Here is a 12,378-nt window from a genome sequence, read left to right as displayed (position 1 = left end):
AAAGATCTCCTACTAAGGGTAAAAAACTTAAAAAAGCAAAAAGCCATCCTAATTTATAAAAATTTAGAGTGTAGTTTTCTAGTTTTTTTAAAGATGAGGCAAAGTATTTTTGTAGGATTTTTTCTTTGCTGAAAGATTAAATAAATTTTTCACTCTCCACAACAATCTCTATATCTTCTTAATTAAAATATAAATTTTCCTTATATTAATATCAACAAGTCGAAATAAAATGGAACACATTATGGCTTGTAAAAATAGTAACTTTTGACTTTGTAAATGAAGGTTCCATTTTGAAAATGACAACACAAGATCAAGTTAAAAAAACAAAGCTTGTTTATAGAATAGAGACGAATATTTTAAGTTTTCCAAAATTTACAGCAATGGATTTAATCTTTTCTTTACGATTTGTTATCACGATTCCAAACATTTTAGAAAATTTGAAATGAAACAAATCATAAGAGCTTTAAAAAATGAGATAAGAAAAGATTATACAGAAGAAAATGACATTAATTTTATTGAAATTAAATTTAGCAATTTAATTATAGGGTTACAAATTCTATCTCCAAATCTTTCTTAAAATCAATTTCACACCACCCTCCATTAATCTCCACCGCCAAAGCATTATCAAATTTATCAATTAAAGCTTGTAAGAAACTCGTCATATACATATTTTCAAAGTCTTTACCATCATACAAAGCCTTTCTGTCAAGACTCTCATAAAAACTTATCATCTTAGGCAAAAAGGTATGGGAAAATTTAAAAAGCCCTATATACTGCGCTTCTATCTCATCATAGCTTTTTGCTTTTTTGCCAAGCTCTTTTATCTTACCCTCTTTTATCTTAAGCGTCTCAGCATCATCAAGCGGATTCTCAAAACGCTTTTGCCAAAGCTCACGCCAAGCTCTATCCACCACGATGGCTAAATCCGCCCTAGCTCGTGATAGCTTTTCAACACTTTCCTTAAAATAAACAATATCCGCATAAGAGATAATCAAATCTTGCCCCTCATCAATGCACTTTTGTATAAATTCCCTCGCACAAAAAAGCGTAAAAAGCATATTGCTTTTATCATAATTTTCATTTTTATAAAAGCTCTTAACACCAAGTCCAGCTACAAAGTCTTTTAAAACGGGAGCTAAATATCCGCCAACAACGGCAATTTCACTCACGCCCCCAGCCCTTAAAGCTTCGATTTCATATTCAATAATCATTTTTTTTTCATACTCCACCATACATTTTGGCTTTTCTTTTGTCAGTGGCATTAGCCTTGAGCCAAAGCCTGCTGCTAAAATCAACGCTTTCATTTTACTCCTTTAAGCCATTTTTTAAAAATAGCACTTTCACCAAGCCCCTTTTCACGCTCGATGTGCCACATAATGCCATAAATTTGCCTTTTTTTATGTTTAAAAGCCTCTATACTTTTATCCTCAGCCACAGCGAGGCTTTTTAAATTTTCCCCCAAATTTTCAATGCAAAAATTATGAAAGGAATTTACTTCAAATACACCCTTTTTTGTCAAAATGCTATGAGTGCCTATATGATTTTGACAGGGCTTTAAAGAAGACTTAAAATACCACGCTATCATTTGCGCACCTCTGCAAATTCCTAGAAGTGGCAAGTCGTTTTTAAGACAATGGGCAATGATTTTACTCTCATAAGCATCTCTTTTTAGAGAAAGTTCGTTTGGATTAAGCGAGTTTAAATCATTCCCTCCGCTTAAAATCACGCCTTTTAAATGCGGTGCATAAGCTTTAAAATCAATCTCATAAGAAAGCGGCAGAGGTAAAAAGCCCTGCAAATTCGTCTTAAAAAACGCCCCCCACTCAAGCGCTAAAGCCTCTCTTAATTCATAATAGCTCTCATTTAAAAGCAGTCTTTGTGAAATTCCTATAAACAAAAGATTTGCTCGCTTTCGCACTCTATCTTAAGGCGGCTTGCTTTAAGATATTTTTCAAATTCAACCTCACCCACGCCGATAACTGCAGGGAGTCCTAGCTCAGAAGCCCTTATCGCCATATGCGAATTGGCTCCGCCATAGCAGGTAATAAAACCAGCGATTTTTTTAGTAAATAAATAATCATACCCCGGGTCAGCTGCGTAAATTAACACAATTTTCCCCTCTAAGTTTTCCTCATTTTCCCGTGCCGTATTTGCCACTATGCTTTTTTGCGTGATGAAATTTGGACAGAGTTTAGCACTAAAGAAAGAAAAAATTTGCTCCGCATCGCTAAGTAAAGACGGAAGCTTAATGCTTTTGGTTAGTTCATATTCTTTTTTATTATGCTCAATCTCTCTTATAAATTGCTCTCTTGGGCTTTGAGAATAAAGGCTTGAGTAAAGATTTAGCACGGCTGATACATCAAGATGTGCCATATCTTCTTTGCTAATATCATAATACTCCCCAAGCTCCCCTATAAAAACAATGGCTTGCGAAAGAAGTTTGGTAAAGTCAAATTTAACCATTTCACGCCCCTCAATCGCCTCTTTTAAAAAGCTAAAAAACGCATCAACCCCCACACTTAGCCCGTGCTCATTTAAAAGACTTTCAAATTTAGCCTTTTTGCTTGCACTTAGGCTAAATTTTTTCTCTTTTGTTTTCGTTTTATTTTCGTTTTGTTTCAGTTCAAAATAAGCATTAAAATTCTCATCATAACGCGGAGAAAGTATATTGTAAGTGCCAGCCCTTAAATGCCCAAATTTCTTTAAAAATGCTGGTTTTGTTTTAGAATTTAAACTCTCACTTTCTAAGCTTAAGGTTTTGCTTATAGTTTGAAGAGAATTAAGAAAATCCGTCCTTTCCTTCTGTGTAAAAAAGCCTATCTCTACTAAAGAATTAAGCATTTGCATCGCGACAAATCCAGCCCTAGCCACCCCTGCAAAAGGCAAAGTGCCATAACGCTTACATTCTTCTAAAAGCCAGTAAATTTTATCAAGTAAAGAAAGCTTCGAGCTTGTAAGTTTTGCATAAATATCATTAAGTTTTTTAGCTTTTTGTATGTCTTTTAAATAAAGTCCTTTTGGATTGATGATATGATTTGTCAGCTCTAAAAGAGAAAATTCAAGGCGTTTGATTTCATTTTCATTAAAATTATGTTTTAAAAGTTTTTTAAGTTTGTTGGGCGTATTAAAATCATAACAAGAAAAAACGATGTTAAATTCTATCTTATCGTGCAAATCGTGATTTAAATCAAGCTCGTTAAGATAGTGATTGACAAGCTTTTGGGCAATTTTTTCATCTAAGCTTTTTGGCACAAAAGAATTAAAAGAAAGCCTCACATCGACATAAGGAATTCCTAAAAACGAGTGGATAAGCGGGTGAGAGCGCAAGTCTTTATAGCCGTAATTATCTCTTTGATACGCCCAAATATTATCCGTAATAATTTGCTTATAAAGACTAAAAGCGAGGCGTTTTGGACGCAGTCCTATGATTTCAGCAGGATTCCAATCGGGCATCACGCCAAAAATAGCCTTTTCTCCCAAAACGCGGGGGCGTGGCTCTTGCAAAGAAATAAAGCGTTTGTAAAATCTATCCAAGGCTTCTTTTGGTAAAGAATGAAAAAGGTTGATTTTCCCCTCCATCACTAAAGGTCTCACCTGTAAGCAAAAAAGCTCCCTTTTGCCCTTGAAAGTTGCAAAAGCAAATTCGACATCTAAAAAATTACACGCAAAAAGCTTTTCAAGCTCCTTAATCAAAGAAATGATTTTCTTAGTATCCTCATCTTTAAATTTCAAAGATTCTCGGTAGTGAAAATAGCTTAGAGCATTTTGCGCACTACCATCTGTGATAGAGGAATTTGAACCGCTTTTGTCGTATTGTAAGCAAAAATAAGGCGCAAAATTATCTTTATCTACGCTAAAACCAACCCCACAAAGCTCGATTTTTTCAAGACAAGGTTGGATAAGAATTTCATCTTTTTTAGAGGGCATTGAAGAGCCGACATTAAAAAGAGCGTTTAAAAGCTCTTTTTCATTATGTGCGTGGATATTTGCAAGGCTTAAAAAAGCCCCAGCATTAGAATTTTTCGTGCTATCTTCAGCCTTAGAAGAAGAGCGGATGATGAGTTTTGTGGCTTTTAAATTTCTTATTTGCTCTAAAACTTTTTTAGAATCTTTTTCTAAATCCTCTAAAGTGGTTAGCACCATAGGTAAAACTTTACCGGACTTTAATCTACCCTCTAAAGAGGCTAAATTCCTAGCCTTAGTTTGAAAGTTCAAAGCCATTTTTATCCTTTAAATTTTCTTAGCACTCCAGCAACGCGTCGTGTATTTGATGTCAAATTCCTTAGGCAAACGCTCAGTGATTTTTGCGGCGATTTTTTCAAAAAGCTCCACGCCCTCACTCGTTTCTAAATCCCAGTAAGGATTTTTCACGCTTTTCCACGCATTGATGTAATTTTCTATGCTTTGGTGAAAATAAAAATCCTCTTCCAAATAAATGATATTGTCAAACAAATCCTTGCGGCTTTCTATCACGGGGCGTTGATCTTCTCTTCTCGTGCCTCTTGTATAATTTGGCACAAATTCCACTATGGTATCCTCGGCTATCTTTTGGATAGGGTCGTTTAAATCCCTATGATTCCACATACAAGAAAAATAGCTCCCCTTTTTAAGCAGCCTATGCGCCTCGCCTAAAGCCTCATTTCTATCCATGACATTAAAGCTTGAGCCAAAGGTTACCCAGTCAAATTCCCCAGCCTTAAGCGTAGAGTCTATACCTGTGGCACGCACCCATTTGATATTTTGCCCCTGAGTTCTTTCTATGCCTATCTCTCTCATCGCGTCATTTGGCTCGACTGAAACGACCTCGCACCCTCTTTCAAGTAACATAATGCTTAAATTTCCTGTCCCAGCACCGATATCAGCGACCTTTAAGCTAGAGTTGCCGGGGACACCCCCCCCCCCCCCCGTGTGCTAGACAAACAAGCATATCAATGCTCTTTGGCGCATAATTTGGGCGGTATGAGTAAAATTTCGCGTGTTTTGTGTAATCCCACACTTGCTCAACTAATTTTTCCATAATTTTCTCCTCTAATCTTAAACTTTTTTAGCCGTCCAAGCTCTTATTTTATAAGGTATCTCTATGCTTTCAAGCTTTGAAATTTTATGACTTATCATCTCTAAAATTTCTTGCCATCTGGAAGCACCCGCTTGGGCTTGTATATCATTTACCGAGTGCCACGCCCCAAGATAACGCTCTTTATCCCAAGTTTCTGTGTAATCACACTCCATAAAAAAGCAGTCCTTAAAATCCCCTGTGGATACGAGGATTTCTTCCCATTTTTTCACATTTTGAGTCCCACTACTCACACGAGTAAGCTCAGGAACCATATGCTTAATCTCCTTTTCAATCTCATCGAAAATCGAGCCCTCTACGATATGGCGTGGATTCCAAATGGCGGTAAAATAACCTGCGCCGGGGCCACCCCCCCCCCCCCCTTGCAAGAGTCGTGCAAATTCGGGTAAAGATTTCTTAGGGTCAGTCCAGTGAAATGATGAAGCCATTATCACCCAGTCAGCCACGCCACTTTTCACACCTGTTTCCTCGCCACTACCCTTTTGCCACGCGATGTTAGAGCAATTTTTAGTAAATTTAATACCCTCTTCACGCATATTATCATTTGGCTCCACAGCGGTAATATTAAGCTTAAAAATTTCGGCTAGCATTTTAGTGAGCTTACCCGTGCCAGCACCTACTTCTACGACATTTAAATCCTCTAAAGGCTTGTTAGTATCATTAATGCACTTAATGAGTTTTTCAAGCAAAAACGCACTATATGCCGGTCTATTAATATAATGCTTCGCAACCTCTGTAAAATCGCCTTGTTTCATCACTTATCCTTATAAATAAAATAAAAACGAGATTATACAAAAAAAAAAAAAAATAAACTCTTAACTTCGCAATTGTAAAAGATTAATATTAATCAATCGTTAAAAACAAAAGCTTAAATTTACGCCATTATAATAACTTAAGGAAAGCGTTTATGGATTATATTTTAAGAAAAGAAAGTGCCATAACAGGCGAGAAAAATTGCGAAGTGCTTGCAAGTTATGATTTCCCACTTTTTTGCGGTTGCACGAATGAAAAAGAGGAGGAGGACATTATCGCGCGTTGTGAATTTGGCATTTTTAAAAGCGGAAGCATAGAGCTTTTAAGGCTTATCCCTCTTGATTTACTTTATCAAAACGGACACGGAGCTGGTGCAGTTGGAGCGTTATGGCAAAAACATCACGAGGAATTTGCAAATTTTCTTATGAGCTTTAAGCCTAAATCCGTGCTTGAAATAGGCGGAGGACACGGCAAACTTGCAAAAGAGTGCCTAAAGCTTGATGAGGGCTTAAAATATACCATCATAGAACCAAATTCAAGCGCTAAAGATGAAAGGATTAATTATATCGATGGTTTTTTTGAAAAGAAGGCTTTGGAGGGTAAAAAATTTGACCTTATAGCGCACTCTCATACTTTTGAGCATATTTATGAGCCAAACAAATTCCTAAACGAGTGCGCTCAAATGCTGGGGGGGGGGGGGGGTAATGGTCTTTAGTCTCCCCAATATGCAAAAATGGCTAGAAAATAAATTTGTTAATTGCCTTTGCTTTGAGCATACGCTTTTTTTAAGTGAAAAAATTTTGGAATTTTTAAGTGCTAAAAACGGCTTTAAAATCCTTAAAAAGCATTATTTTGGGGAGCATAGCATTTTTTATGCGCTTAAAATTGACAAAAATATAAAAACTGATAAGGTGATTTTAGAAAACGAATTTGCTAAAAATAAGGCATTATTTGAAGATATGATGAGCTTTTATAAAGAAAAAATTGATACTTTAAACAAACTTCTTAATGAAAACACAAAAGAAATTTATCTTTTTGGAGCGCATCTTTTTTCACAATTTTTGCTTTATAATGGGCTTTGTAGTGCTAAAATAAAGGGGATTTTAGATAATGACCCTGCCAAGTGGGGCAAAAGACTTTATGGAACTCAATTTAAAGTTTTCTCGCCTAAAATTTTAAAAGATAAAAGCGATGTTTTGCTTATATTAAATGCGGGGATTTATAATGATGAGATTAAAAAGGGGATTTTAAATTTAAATAAAAAAATTGAAATTATCACTTAAGGATAGATGATGAAAAATACCGATTTACTAGAAAATATGCTTAAACTTCAACAAAAATTAAACGACGAAACAAACGGAAAAGGCTGGGAAAATGGCTATACTAAAGAGGGTAAGCTCATAAGTTGGAGGCGGTGCATTTATATGGAGTGTGCCGAGCTAATCGACTCTTTTGCGTGGAAGCACTGGAAAAACATTAAAAATCCAACAAATTGGGATAATGTCCGCATAGAGCTTGTGGATATTTGGCATTTTATCCTTAGTCTTTTGCTCGAAGATAAAGGTAAAAAAGAATTGACCTTTATCGCTATGGAATTAAGTTCCGTAAGCGTTTTTAAAGATTTTGTAAAAGAAAAAGGAACGCCAAGTGATGAGGATATGTATGCTATCGTAAGCGATATAGAGCTAATTATCCATAAATGTAGTGGCTTTGGCTTTGATATGGGTGGGCTTTTATCGGCATTTTTTACCCTTTGTATTAAATGCGGACTCAATCTAGAAAGCCTTTATAAAATTTACATCGGCAAAAATGTGCTAAATGCCTTTAGACAAGCACACGGATATAAAGAGGGGCATTATAAAAAAATATGGAACGATAAAGAAGATAATGAAGTTTTAAACGAAATTCTAAACGAAACCTTAAGTTACGAAATGATTTATAAAGAGCTTGAAAAGCGTTATAAGGCACTTTAATGAATATTTTTTGGCTAAGTTTTAAAGACTATACGCGTTTTGAATTTTTTAAATACGCCCTACTCTCCACTTTGATAGGCTTTTCTTTTATGATGATTGTAGGTTATTATTCTTTTACGAGTATAAAAGCCTTTCTTGACGCATTTTTTATGCCAGAAAGTGAGGGCTTTTTTGCTTGGCTTTATTCTTTTGCTTTTGTGAGTTTTATCATCAATAGTTTCAATTTTTTAATTGTGGGTTTTTTTGTGATTTTTACTTCTAGTGCTATTTCGCTTTTTATCCTTTCTTTTTTTACACCCAAAATCGCTGCTAAAATCAACGCTAAATATTATCACCACGAGCCTAAAGAGAAGATGGGAGATGTGGCTTTATTGCTAGAATTGTTTAAAATTTTATTGAAATTTATCCCACTTTTTTTCTTGGCTTTAATTTTATTTTTTATCCCTTTTGTGAATTTAGTAGCCTTTTTTCTAGCCTTTTATTATCTTTTTCACAATGCCTTGATTTTAGAGGTTTTAAGTGCCGTTTTAGATAAAAAGAAATTTAAAGAGCAAAAATTCACGCCTTTTGAATTTAAATTTCACACGCTCATTTTTTACCTTTTGGCTTCTTTTCCTCTTGCTGGGCTTATTTTGCAGTTGTTTTTCGTGATTTTTTTAATCCACCTAAGCTATCAAAAAATTTATTTTTTAAGTCCAAAGCTTGATAATTTTTCAAGTTCTACTTGATGGTTAAAACAAAAAGCGCGTAAAAGTTTGGGAATTTGTAGCTTTCTACATCTTTCCTTAAAGCTTTTAGGTAGCTTCTCGCAAGACTCATAATGAAACACAAAAGCCCTATTTTCCATATATACTACACCAACCCTCGCACTTATCACACAATCTCCCCTAAGACTTTCTCTTCTTTGCTTCTCACTCATCACAATGCCTAGTTTTTTACACGCCTTAGCGATCAAACTTGCATTTTTAGCACAGATTAAAATCCCCTCAAACTCTTCAATTTCCCCTAAATTCTTTAAATCTTCCCTTAAAAAACTAAAGCTTTTTTGCACACCCTTGCTAAAATGTCTCAAAAATTCATCACTAAAATGCTTTCTTATGAAATTTCTTTTAAATTTTAAGTCTTTATTGCTCTCATCATCAAAATATTTGAGTTTATTTTCTCTTAAAAAGGCTAAAATTTGCCCCTTTGGCACATTAAGCAGAGGTCTTATAAGTGTAAAATGCGTCCTTTTTTCAAGGGCATTCATTCCCAAAAGCTCCATTAATCCAGCCCCCTTACCAAGCTGCATTAAAAACCACTCAAATTTATCATCAAGCTGGTGGGCTAAAATCACATTTTCATAGCCCTTTTCAAGACAAATTTTTTCAAAAAAAGCATAGCGAAAATCTCTTGCATTTTTTTCAAAATTTCCTTTAAATCGAGGTGCTGTTTGTATGAAAATTTGTTTATGAAATCGTTTTGCTAAAAGGCGTGCCTCTTCTTCCTCCAAATCGCTATTTAAACGCGTTTTGTAGTTGATTAAAGCCATATCAAAAGCGATGTTTTCTCTACAAAGCAAATAAAATAAAGCCGTGCTATCACTACCATAACTAAAAGCAAGTAAATTTTTACGCCCTCTTAAATGCTCCAAAAAGCTTAATTTAGGCAAGTTTTAAAGCCTTAGCTATGAGTTTTACATCAAGTGCTTGTGTAATCTCACATTCATAAATTTGACCTCTTTCCAAAGTGCCACATTCGCTTTCATTAATAAGAATTTCACCATCAATCTCCCTATCCCAACGCAAATCTTTTCCCGCGATAAAAAATTCCCCCTCACTGCTCTCCCCCTCACAAACAACCAAGCGTTTTTGACCGACTTCTTTTTTAAAGCTTTTTTCAAGGCTTTTTGCGACAATTTTTTCTAAAATTTTAAGACGAGCATTGATGACTTTTTTAGGCACTTGTTCCATTTCAAAGGCTAGAGTATCTTCTTCTTTAGAATAGCCAAATACGCTAATTCTATCAAAGTCAAAGCCCTCCACAAATTCACAAAGCTCCCTAAAATCCTCTTCACTCTCCCCTGGATGCCCCACAATAAAACCCGTGCGTAAAAAGCTATCCTTAGCCCCTCTCATCATCTTTAAAAGCTTTAAAATTTGCTCCTTTTTACTGCCTCTTTTCATCACTTTTAGCATTTTGTCGCTAATGTGTTGCAAAGGCATATCAAAATAATTCACAAAGACCTTAGAAGCGATGATCTTACGCACCACTTCCTCACTTAAAGTGCTAGGGTAAAGATATAAAATGCGCACTGCTCTTATGCCCTTTAATTTTTCTACTTCCTCAATTAAACGCAAAAGCCCGTCTTTTTGTCCCTTATCAAAAAGATAAGACGAGCTATCCTGTGCGATGAAAGAAAAGTCCTTATAACCCCTAGATATAAGGCTTTCAAGCTCTTTTATGATACTTGAAATTTCACGCGATTTAAGGCGTCCTTTAAAATGCGGTATAGCACAAAAAGCACAGCTTTGATTACAGCCCTCGCTAATCTTTATAAAAGCGTGTGAATTTGAGTCTGTAATCACCCTTTTAACATTTTCGCCTTGCAAATAAGTCGAATTTGAAAACAAATTTTGCTTTTTTAAAATTAACTCATCTATCTTTTCAAAATCACCCACACCCGTAAATAAATCCACCTCAGGCAAAGCTTTCATCAATTCCTCTCTATAACGCTGCATTAAACAGCCCGTAACGACAAGCAAGGAATTTTTCTTACGCTCTTTATGCAAATTTAAAATCGCTTCTATGCTCTCTTTTTTTGCACTTTCTATAAAACCGCAAGTATTGACTATCAACACATCAGCTCTTTTAGGCTCATCACACAAAGTATAATTTTCAAGGCGTCCTAGCATAATTTCACTATCGACTAAATTTTTATTACACCCTAATGAGTGAAGATATAAATTTGGCATTTTTTTCCTTATAAAATAAATCTTAATTAATCTTTATATTATAGCTAAAAAGTATAATTCACTAAACGATTGAAAGGAAATTTATGCTAAAGCTTTTCAAAAAACGATGCCAAGAATTTTTACAAGATAGACTTTATGACTCTTATCTTTACCGCTTTGCTTACGGACTTGATGCCTCTTGCTACCGCTATATCCCTAAGCTTGTTTTAAAGCCTAAAAACGAAGAAGAAGTGCAAAAAATCATCGTTTTAAGCGACAAATTAAACATCCCCCTAACCTTTAAAGGCAGCGGAACAAGCCTTTGCGGACAGGCTTTAAGTGATAGTGTTTAGTGCTTTGTGTGGATAATTTTAAGGAAATTAAAGCAAGCGGACATTTCATTTGGTGTGAGTGTGGAGTTAAGCAAAATAGCTATCAAACCATAAAATCTGTGCGTATTATCTTAAATGACGGCTTTATCCTTGACACAAGCAAAGAAGAAAGCCTAAAAGAATTTCAAAGCTCACACAAAAGTCTTGCAAATGGACTTTTAGCTTTAAGAGAAGAGCTTATGCAAGATCCTTTTTTGCTTAAAGAAATTAAGCGTAAATTTGCCATTAAAAATACCACAGGCTATGGGCTAAATTCTTTGCGTGATTTTAGTGATTTAAGAGACATTTTAAATCATATTTTCATAGGGGCTGAGGGGACTTTGGGCTTTGTAAGTAGGGTGGAGTATGAAACTTGCGAGGATTATGCTTTTAAGGCTACTGGTTTGCTTTTTTATGAAAATTTAAATCTAGCTTCTAAGGCTGTTAAAATTCTCTCTTATTACGAGGATAAAGTCTTTGATGTGGAGCTTATGGACTGGGCTTGTTTGGATCTTACAAAAGGACTTTGCGATATGCCAAGCTCTTTAAAAAACCCAAATTGCGCTCTTTTAATCGAACTTCAAAGCGATAATGAGCAAGAACTTTTAAATAATATCGTTTTCATTAAAAATGCCCTAAAAGACGCTCCTTGCCTTTTTGAACCTGAATTTAGCCTTGATAGCACTATCCAAGCAAAGTGGTAGAAAATTCGTAAAGGCTTACTCCCTATCTCTGCGTCTAAACGCCCCAAAGGTAGCGTTATCATCACTGAAGATGTGTGTTTTGAGATGGATTATTTTGCAAAGAGTATAGAAAATATCTCCACACTTTTCACAAAACACGGCTTTGAGAGCATTATTTTTGGACACGCTTTAAGTGGAAATGTGCATTTTATCATCACGCCTCTTTTAGATGATAAAAAACAAAGGCTAAGTTTTGAAAAATTTATGCAAGATTTAGTCAATCTTGTCATCTCTTTTAAAGGAAGTATTAAGGCAGAGCACGGCTATGATGGCAGCTTTTGTCGAGCAAGAGTGGGGAGAGAAAGCTTACACATTTCATAGAAAAATTAAAGCTCTTTTTGACCCTAAAGGCTTAATTAATCCGGGCGTTATTATCAACGATGATAAAGAAATTCACAGCAAAAATTTAACCCTAACTCCACGCCAAAGAATCGCCGTGCATAAAGAAATTAAACGCCTAAAAGCAAAAAAGAGGAATTTGAGCTTAGCGAACTTCAAAAAGGCTATGAATATGGCGTAGTAAAAACCTGT

14 protein-coding genes and 2 pseudogenes are annotated in these 12,378 nt (G+C 35.3%); 8 read left to right on the top strand and 8 right to left on the bottom strand.

Translation table 11 applies throughout. The features are described 5' to 3' along the window. The 6 genes and pseudogenes from NYG92_RS07600 to NYG92_RS07575 all read right to left on the bottom strand — a co-directional run. Positions 1-127, bottom strand: a pseudogene (locus NYG92_RS07600) (YqaA family protein); the annotation flags it as partial. 412 nt (positions 128-539) lie between these two features. Then, complete coding sequence (locus tag NYG92_RS07595; protein ID WP_289234015.1) at positions 540-1,304, bottom strand: phosphocholine cytidylyltransferase family protein; 765 nt, start codon at positions 1,302-1,304, stop codon at positions 540-542. After that, positions 1,301-1,897, bottom strand: coding sequence for a gamma-glutamyl-CDP-amidate hydrolase (locus NYG92_RS07590; RefSeq protein ID WP_257417740.1), 597 nt, complete (start codon positions 1,895-1,897; stop codon positions 1,301-1,303). The genes NYG92_RS07595 and NYG92_RS07590 overlap by 4 nt, the downstream gene beginning before the upstream one ends. Next, positions 1,888-4,221: a PEP-utilizing enzyme gene (locus NYG92_RS07585; protein ID WP_289234014.1), complete on the bottom strand. Its 2,334-nt coding sequence runs from the start codon at positions 4,219-4,221 to the stop codon at positions 1,888-1,890. Before NYG92_RS07585 ends, NYG92_RS07590 begins: the two co-directional genes overlap by 10 nt. A 9-nt stretch (positions 4,222-4,230) precedes the next feature. Then, a pseudogene (locus NYG92_RS07580) lies at positions 4,231-5,017 on the bottom strand (class I SAM-dependent methyltransferase). Between the two features lie 17 nt (positions 5,018-5,034). Then, a complete protein-coding gene (locus NYG92_RS07575; protein WP_289234013.1) occupies positions 5,035-5,829 on the bottom strand; it encodes a class I SAM-dependent methyltransferase in 795 nt (264 codons plus the stop codon). A gap of 152 nt (positions 5,830-5,981) precedes the next feature. On the opposite strand from NYG92_RS07575, the gene NYG92_RS07570 reads away from it, so the two are divergent. The 4 genes from NYG92_RS07570 to NYG92_RS07555 are packed head-to-tail and all read left to right on the top strand — an operon-like array spanning position 5,982 to position 8,528. Beyond that, positions 5,982-6,542, top strand: coding sequence for a class I SAM-dependent methyltransferase (locus NYG92_RS07570; RefSeq protein ID WP_289234012.1), 561 nt, complete (start codon positions 5,982-5,984; stop codon positions 6,540-6,542). Continuing rightward, positions 6,532-7,110 (top strand): hypothetical protein, encoded by a 579-nt coding sequence (locus NYG92_RS07565; RefSeq protein WP_289234011.1) that lies wholly within the window; start codon positions 6,532-6,534, stop codon positions 7,108-7,110. Before NYG92_RS07570 ends, NYG92_RS07565 begins: the two co-directional genes overlap by 11 nt. Before the next feature lie 9 nt (positions 7,111-7,119). After that, positions 7,120-7,800: a dUTPase gene (gene dut, locus NYG92_RS07560; RefSeq protein WP_289234019.1), complete on the top strand. Its 681-nt coding sequence runs from the start codon at positions 7,120-7,122 to the stop codon at positions 7,798-7,800. Further along, a complete protein-coding gene (locus tag NYG92_RS07555) occupies positions 7,800-8,528 on the top strand; it encodes an EI24 domain-containing protein (RefSeq protein WP_289234010.1) in 729 nt (242 codons plus the stop codon). The genes dut and NYG92_RS07555 overlap by 1 nt, the downstream gene beginning before the upstream one ends. Here the strand turns inward: NYG92_RS07555 and tilS are convergent. Together tilS and rimO are read right to left on the bottom strand one after the other, a co-directional pair. After that, positions 8,483-9,451 carry a tRNA lysidine(34) synthetase TilS gene (gene tilS / locus NYG92_RS07550; protein WP_289234009.1) on the bottom strand — a complete coding sequence of 323 codons (969 nt, stop codon included), beginning with the start codon at positions 9,449-9,451 and terminating at the stop codon, positions 8,483-8,485. The two genes, NYG92_RS07555 and tilS, sit on opposite strands and share 46 nt — an antisense overlap. After that, positions 9,444-10,754, bottom strand: a complete 1,311-nt coding sequence (rimO, locus tag NYG92_RS07545) for a 30S ribosomal protein S12 methylthiotransferase RimO (RefSeq protein WP_289234008.1) — start codon at positions 10,752-10,754, stop codon at positions 9,444-9,446. The genes tilS and rimO overlap by 8 nt, the downstream gene beginning before the upstream one ends. An 83-nt stretch (positions 10,755-10,837) precedes the next feature. Here rimO and NYG92_RS07540 point away from each other — a divergent pair, with 83 nt between their 5' ends. From NYG92_RS07540 to NYG92_RS07525, 4 genes are read left to right on the top strand one after another with little or no spacing between them, the layout of a single operon-like run. Further along, the gene (locus NYG92_RS07540; protein WP_270987386.1) at positions 10,838-11,086 is read left to right on the top strand and encodes an FAD-binding protein; all 249 of its coding nucleotides are present in this window, start codon (positions 10,838-10,840) and stop codon (positions 11,084-11,086) included. Between the two features lie 8 nt (positions 11,087-11,094). After that, on the top strand, positions 11,095-11,808 hold the full coding sequence (locus NYG92_RS07535) for an FAD-binding oxidoreductase (protein ID WP_289234007.1): 714 nt from the start codon (positions 11,095-11,097) through the stop codon (positions 11,806-11,808). 3 nt (positions 11,809-11,811) lie between these two features. After that, positions 11,812-12,168 carry an FAD-linked oxidase C-terminal domain-containing protein gene (locus tag NYG92_RS07530; RefSeq protein WP_349252768.1) on the top strand — a complete coding sequence of 119 codons (357 nt, stop codon included), beginning with the start codon at positions 11,812-11,814 and terminating at the stop codon, positions 12,166-12,168. Then, positions 12,113-12,367, top strand: a complete 255-nt coding sequence (locus tag NYG92_RS07525) for an FAD-linked oxidase C-terminal domain-containing protein (RefSeq protein ID WP_289234020.1) — start codon at positions 12,113-12,115, stop codon at positions 12,365-12,367. Before NYG92_RS07530 ends, NYG92_RS07525 begins: the two co-directional genes overlap by 56 nt. Positions 12,368-12,378 lie beyond the last annotated feature (11 nt).

Origin of the sequence: Campylobacter felis (assembly GCF_030250085.1) — a bacterium.
GTDB lineage: Bacteria > Campylobacterota > Campylobacteria > Campylobacterales > Campylobacteraceae > Campylobacter_D > Campylobacter_D upsaliensis.
The sequence above is the reverse complement of the archived record's forward strand: the minus strand, read 5'-3'. Positions and strand labels throughout refer to the sequence as shown.

What these genes read in the sequence shown, in the direction of transcription:
- NYG92_RS07595 (WP_289234015.1), bottom strand. Translation starts at nt 1,304, where the DNA reads ATGAAAGCGTTGATTTTAGCAGCAGGCTTTGGCTCAAGGCTAATGCCA.
- NYG92_RS07585 (WP_289234014.1), bottom strand. Translation starts at nt 4,221, where the DNA reads ATGGCTTTGAACTTTCAAACTAAGGCTAGGAATTTAGCCTCTTTAGAG.
- NYG92_RS07575 (WP_289234013.1), bottom strand. Translation starts at nt 5,829, where the DNA reads ATGAAACAAGGCGATTTTACAGAGGTTGCGAAGCATTATATTAATAGA.
- NYG92_RS07570 (WP_289234012.1), top strand. Translation starts at nt 5,982, where the DNA reads ATGGATTATATTTTAAGAAAAGAAAGTGCCATAACAGGCGAGAAAAAT.
- NYG92_RS07565 (WP_289234011.1), top strand. Translation starts at nt 6,532, where the DNA reads ATGGTCTTTAGTCTCCCCAATATGCAAAAATGGCTAGAAAATAAATTT.
- dut (WP_289234019.1), top strand. Translation starts at nt 7,120, where the DNA reads ATGAAAAATACCGATTTACTAGAAAATATGCTTAAACTTCAACAAAAA.
- NYG92_RS07555 (WP_289234010.1), top strand. Translation starts at nt 7,800, where the DNA reads ATGAATATTTTTTGGCTAAGTTTTAAAGACTATACGCGTTTTGAATTT.
- rimO (WP_289234008.1), bottom strand. Translation starts at nt 10,754, where the DNA reads ATGCCAAATTTATATCTTCACTCATTAGGGTGTAATAAAAATTTAGTC.
- NYG92_RS07540 (WP_270987386.1), top strand. Translation starts at nt 10,838, where the DNA reads ATGCTAAAGCTTTTCAAAAAACGATGCCAAGAATTTTTACAAGATAGA.
- NYG92_RS07525 (WP_289234020.1), top strand. Translation starts at nt 12,113, where the DNA reads ATGATGGCAGCTTTTGTCGAGCAAGAGTGGGGAGAGAAAGCTTACACA.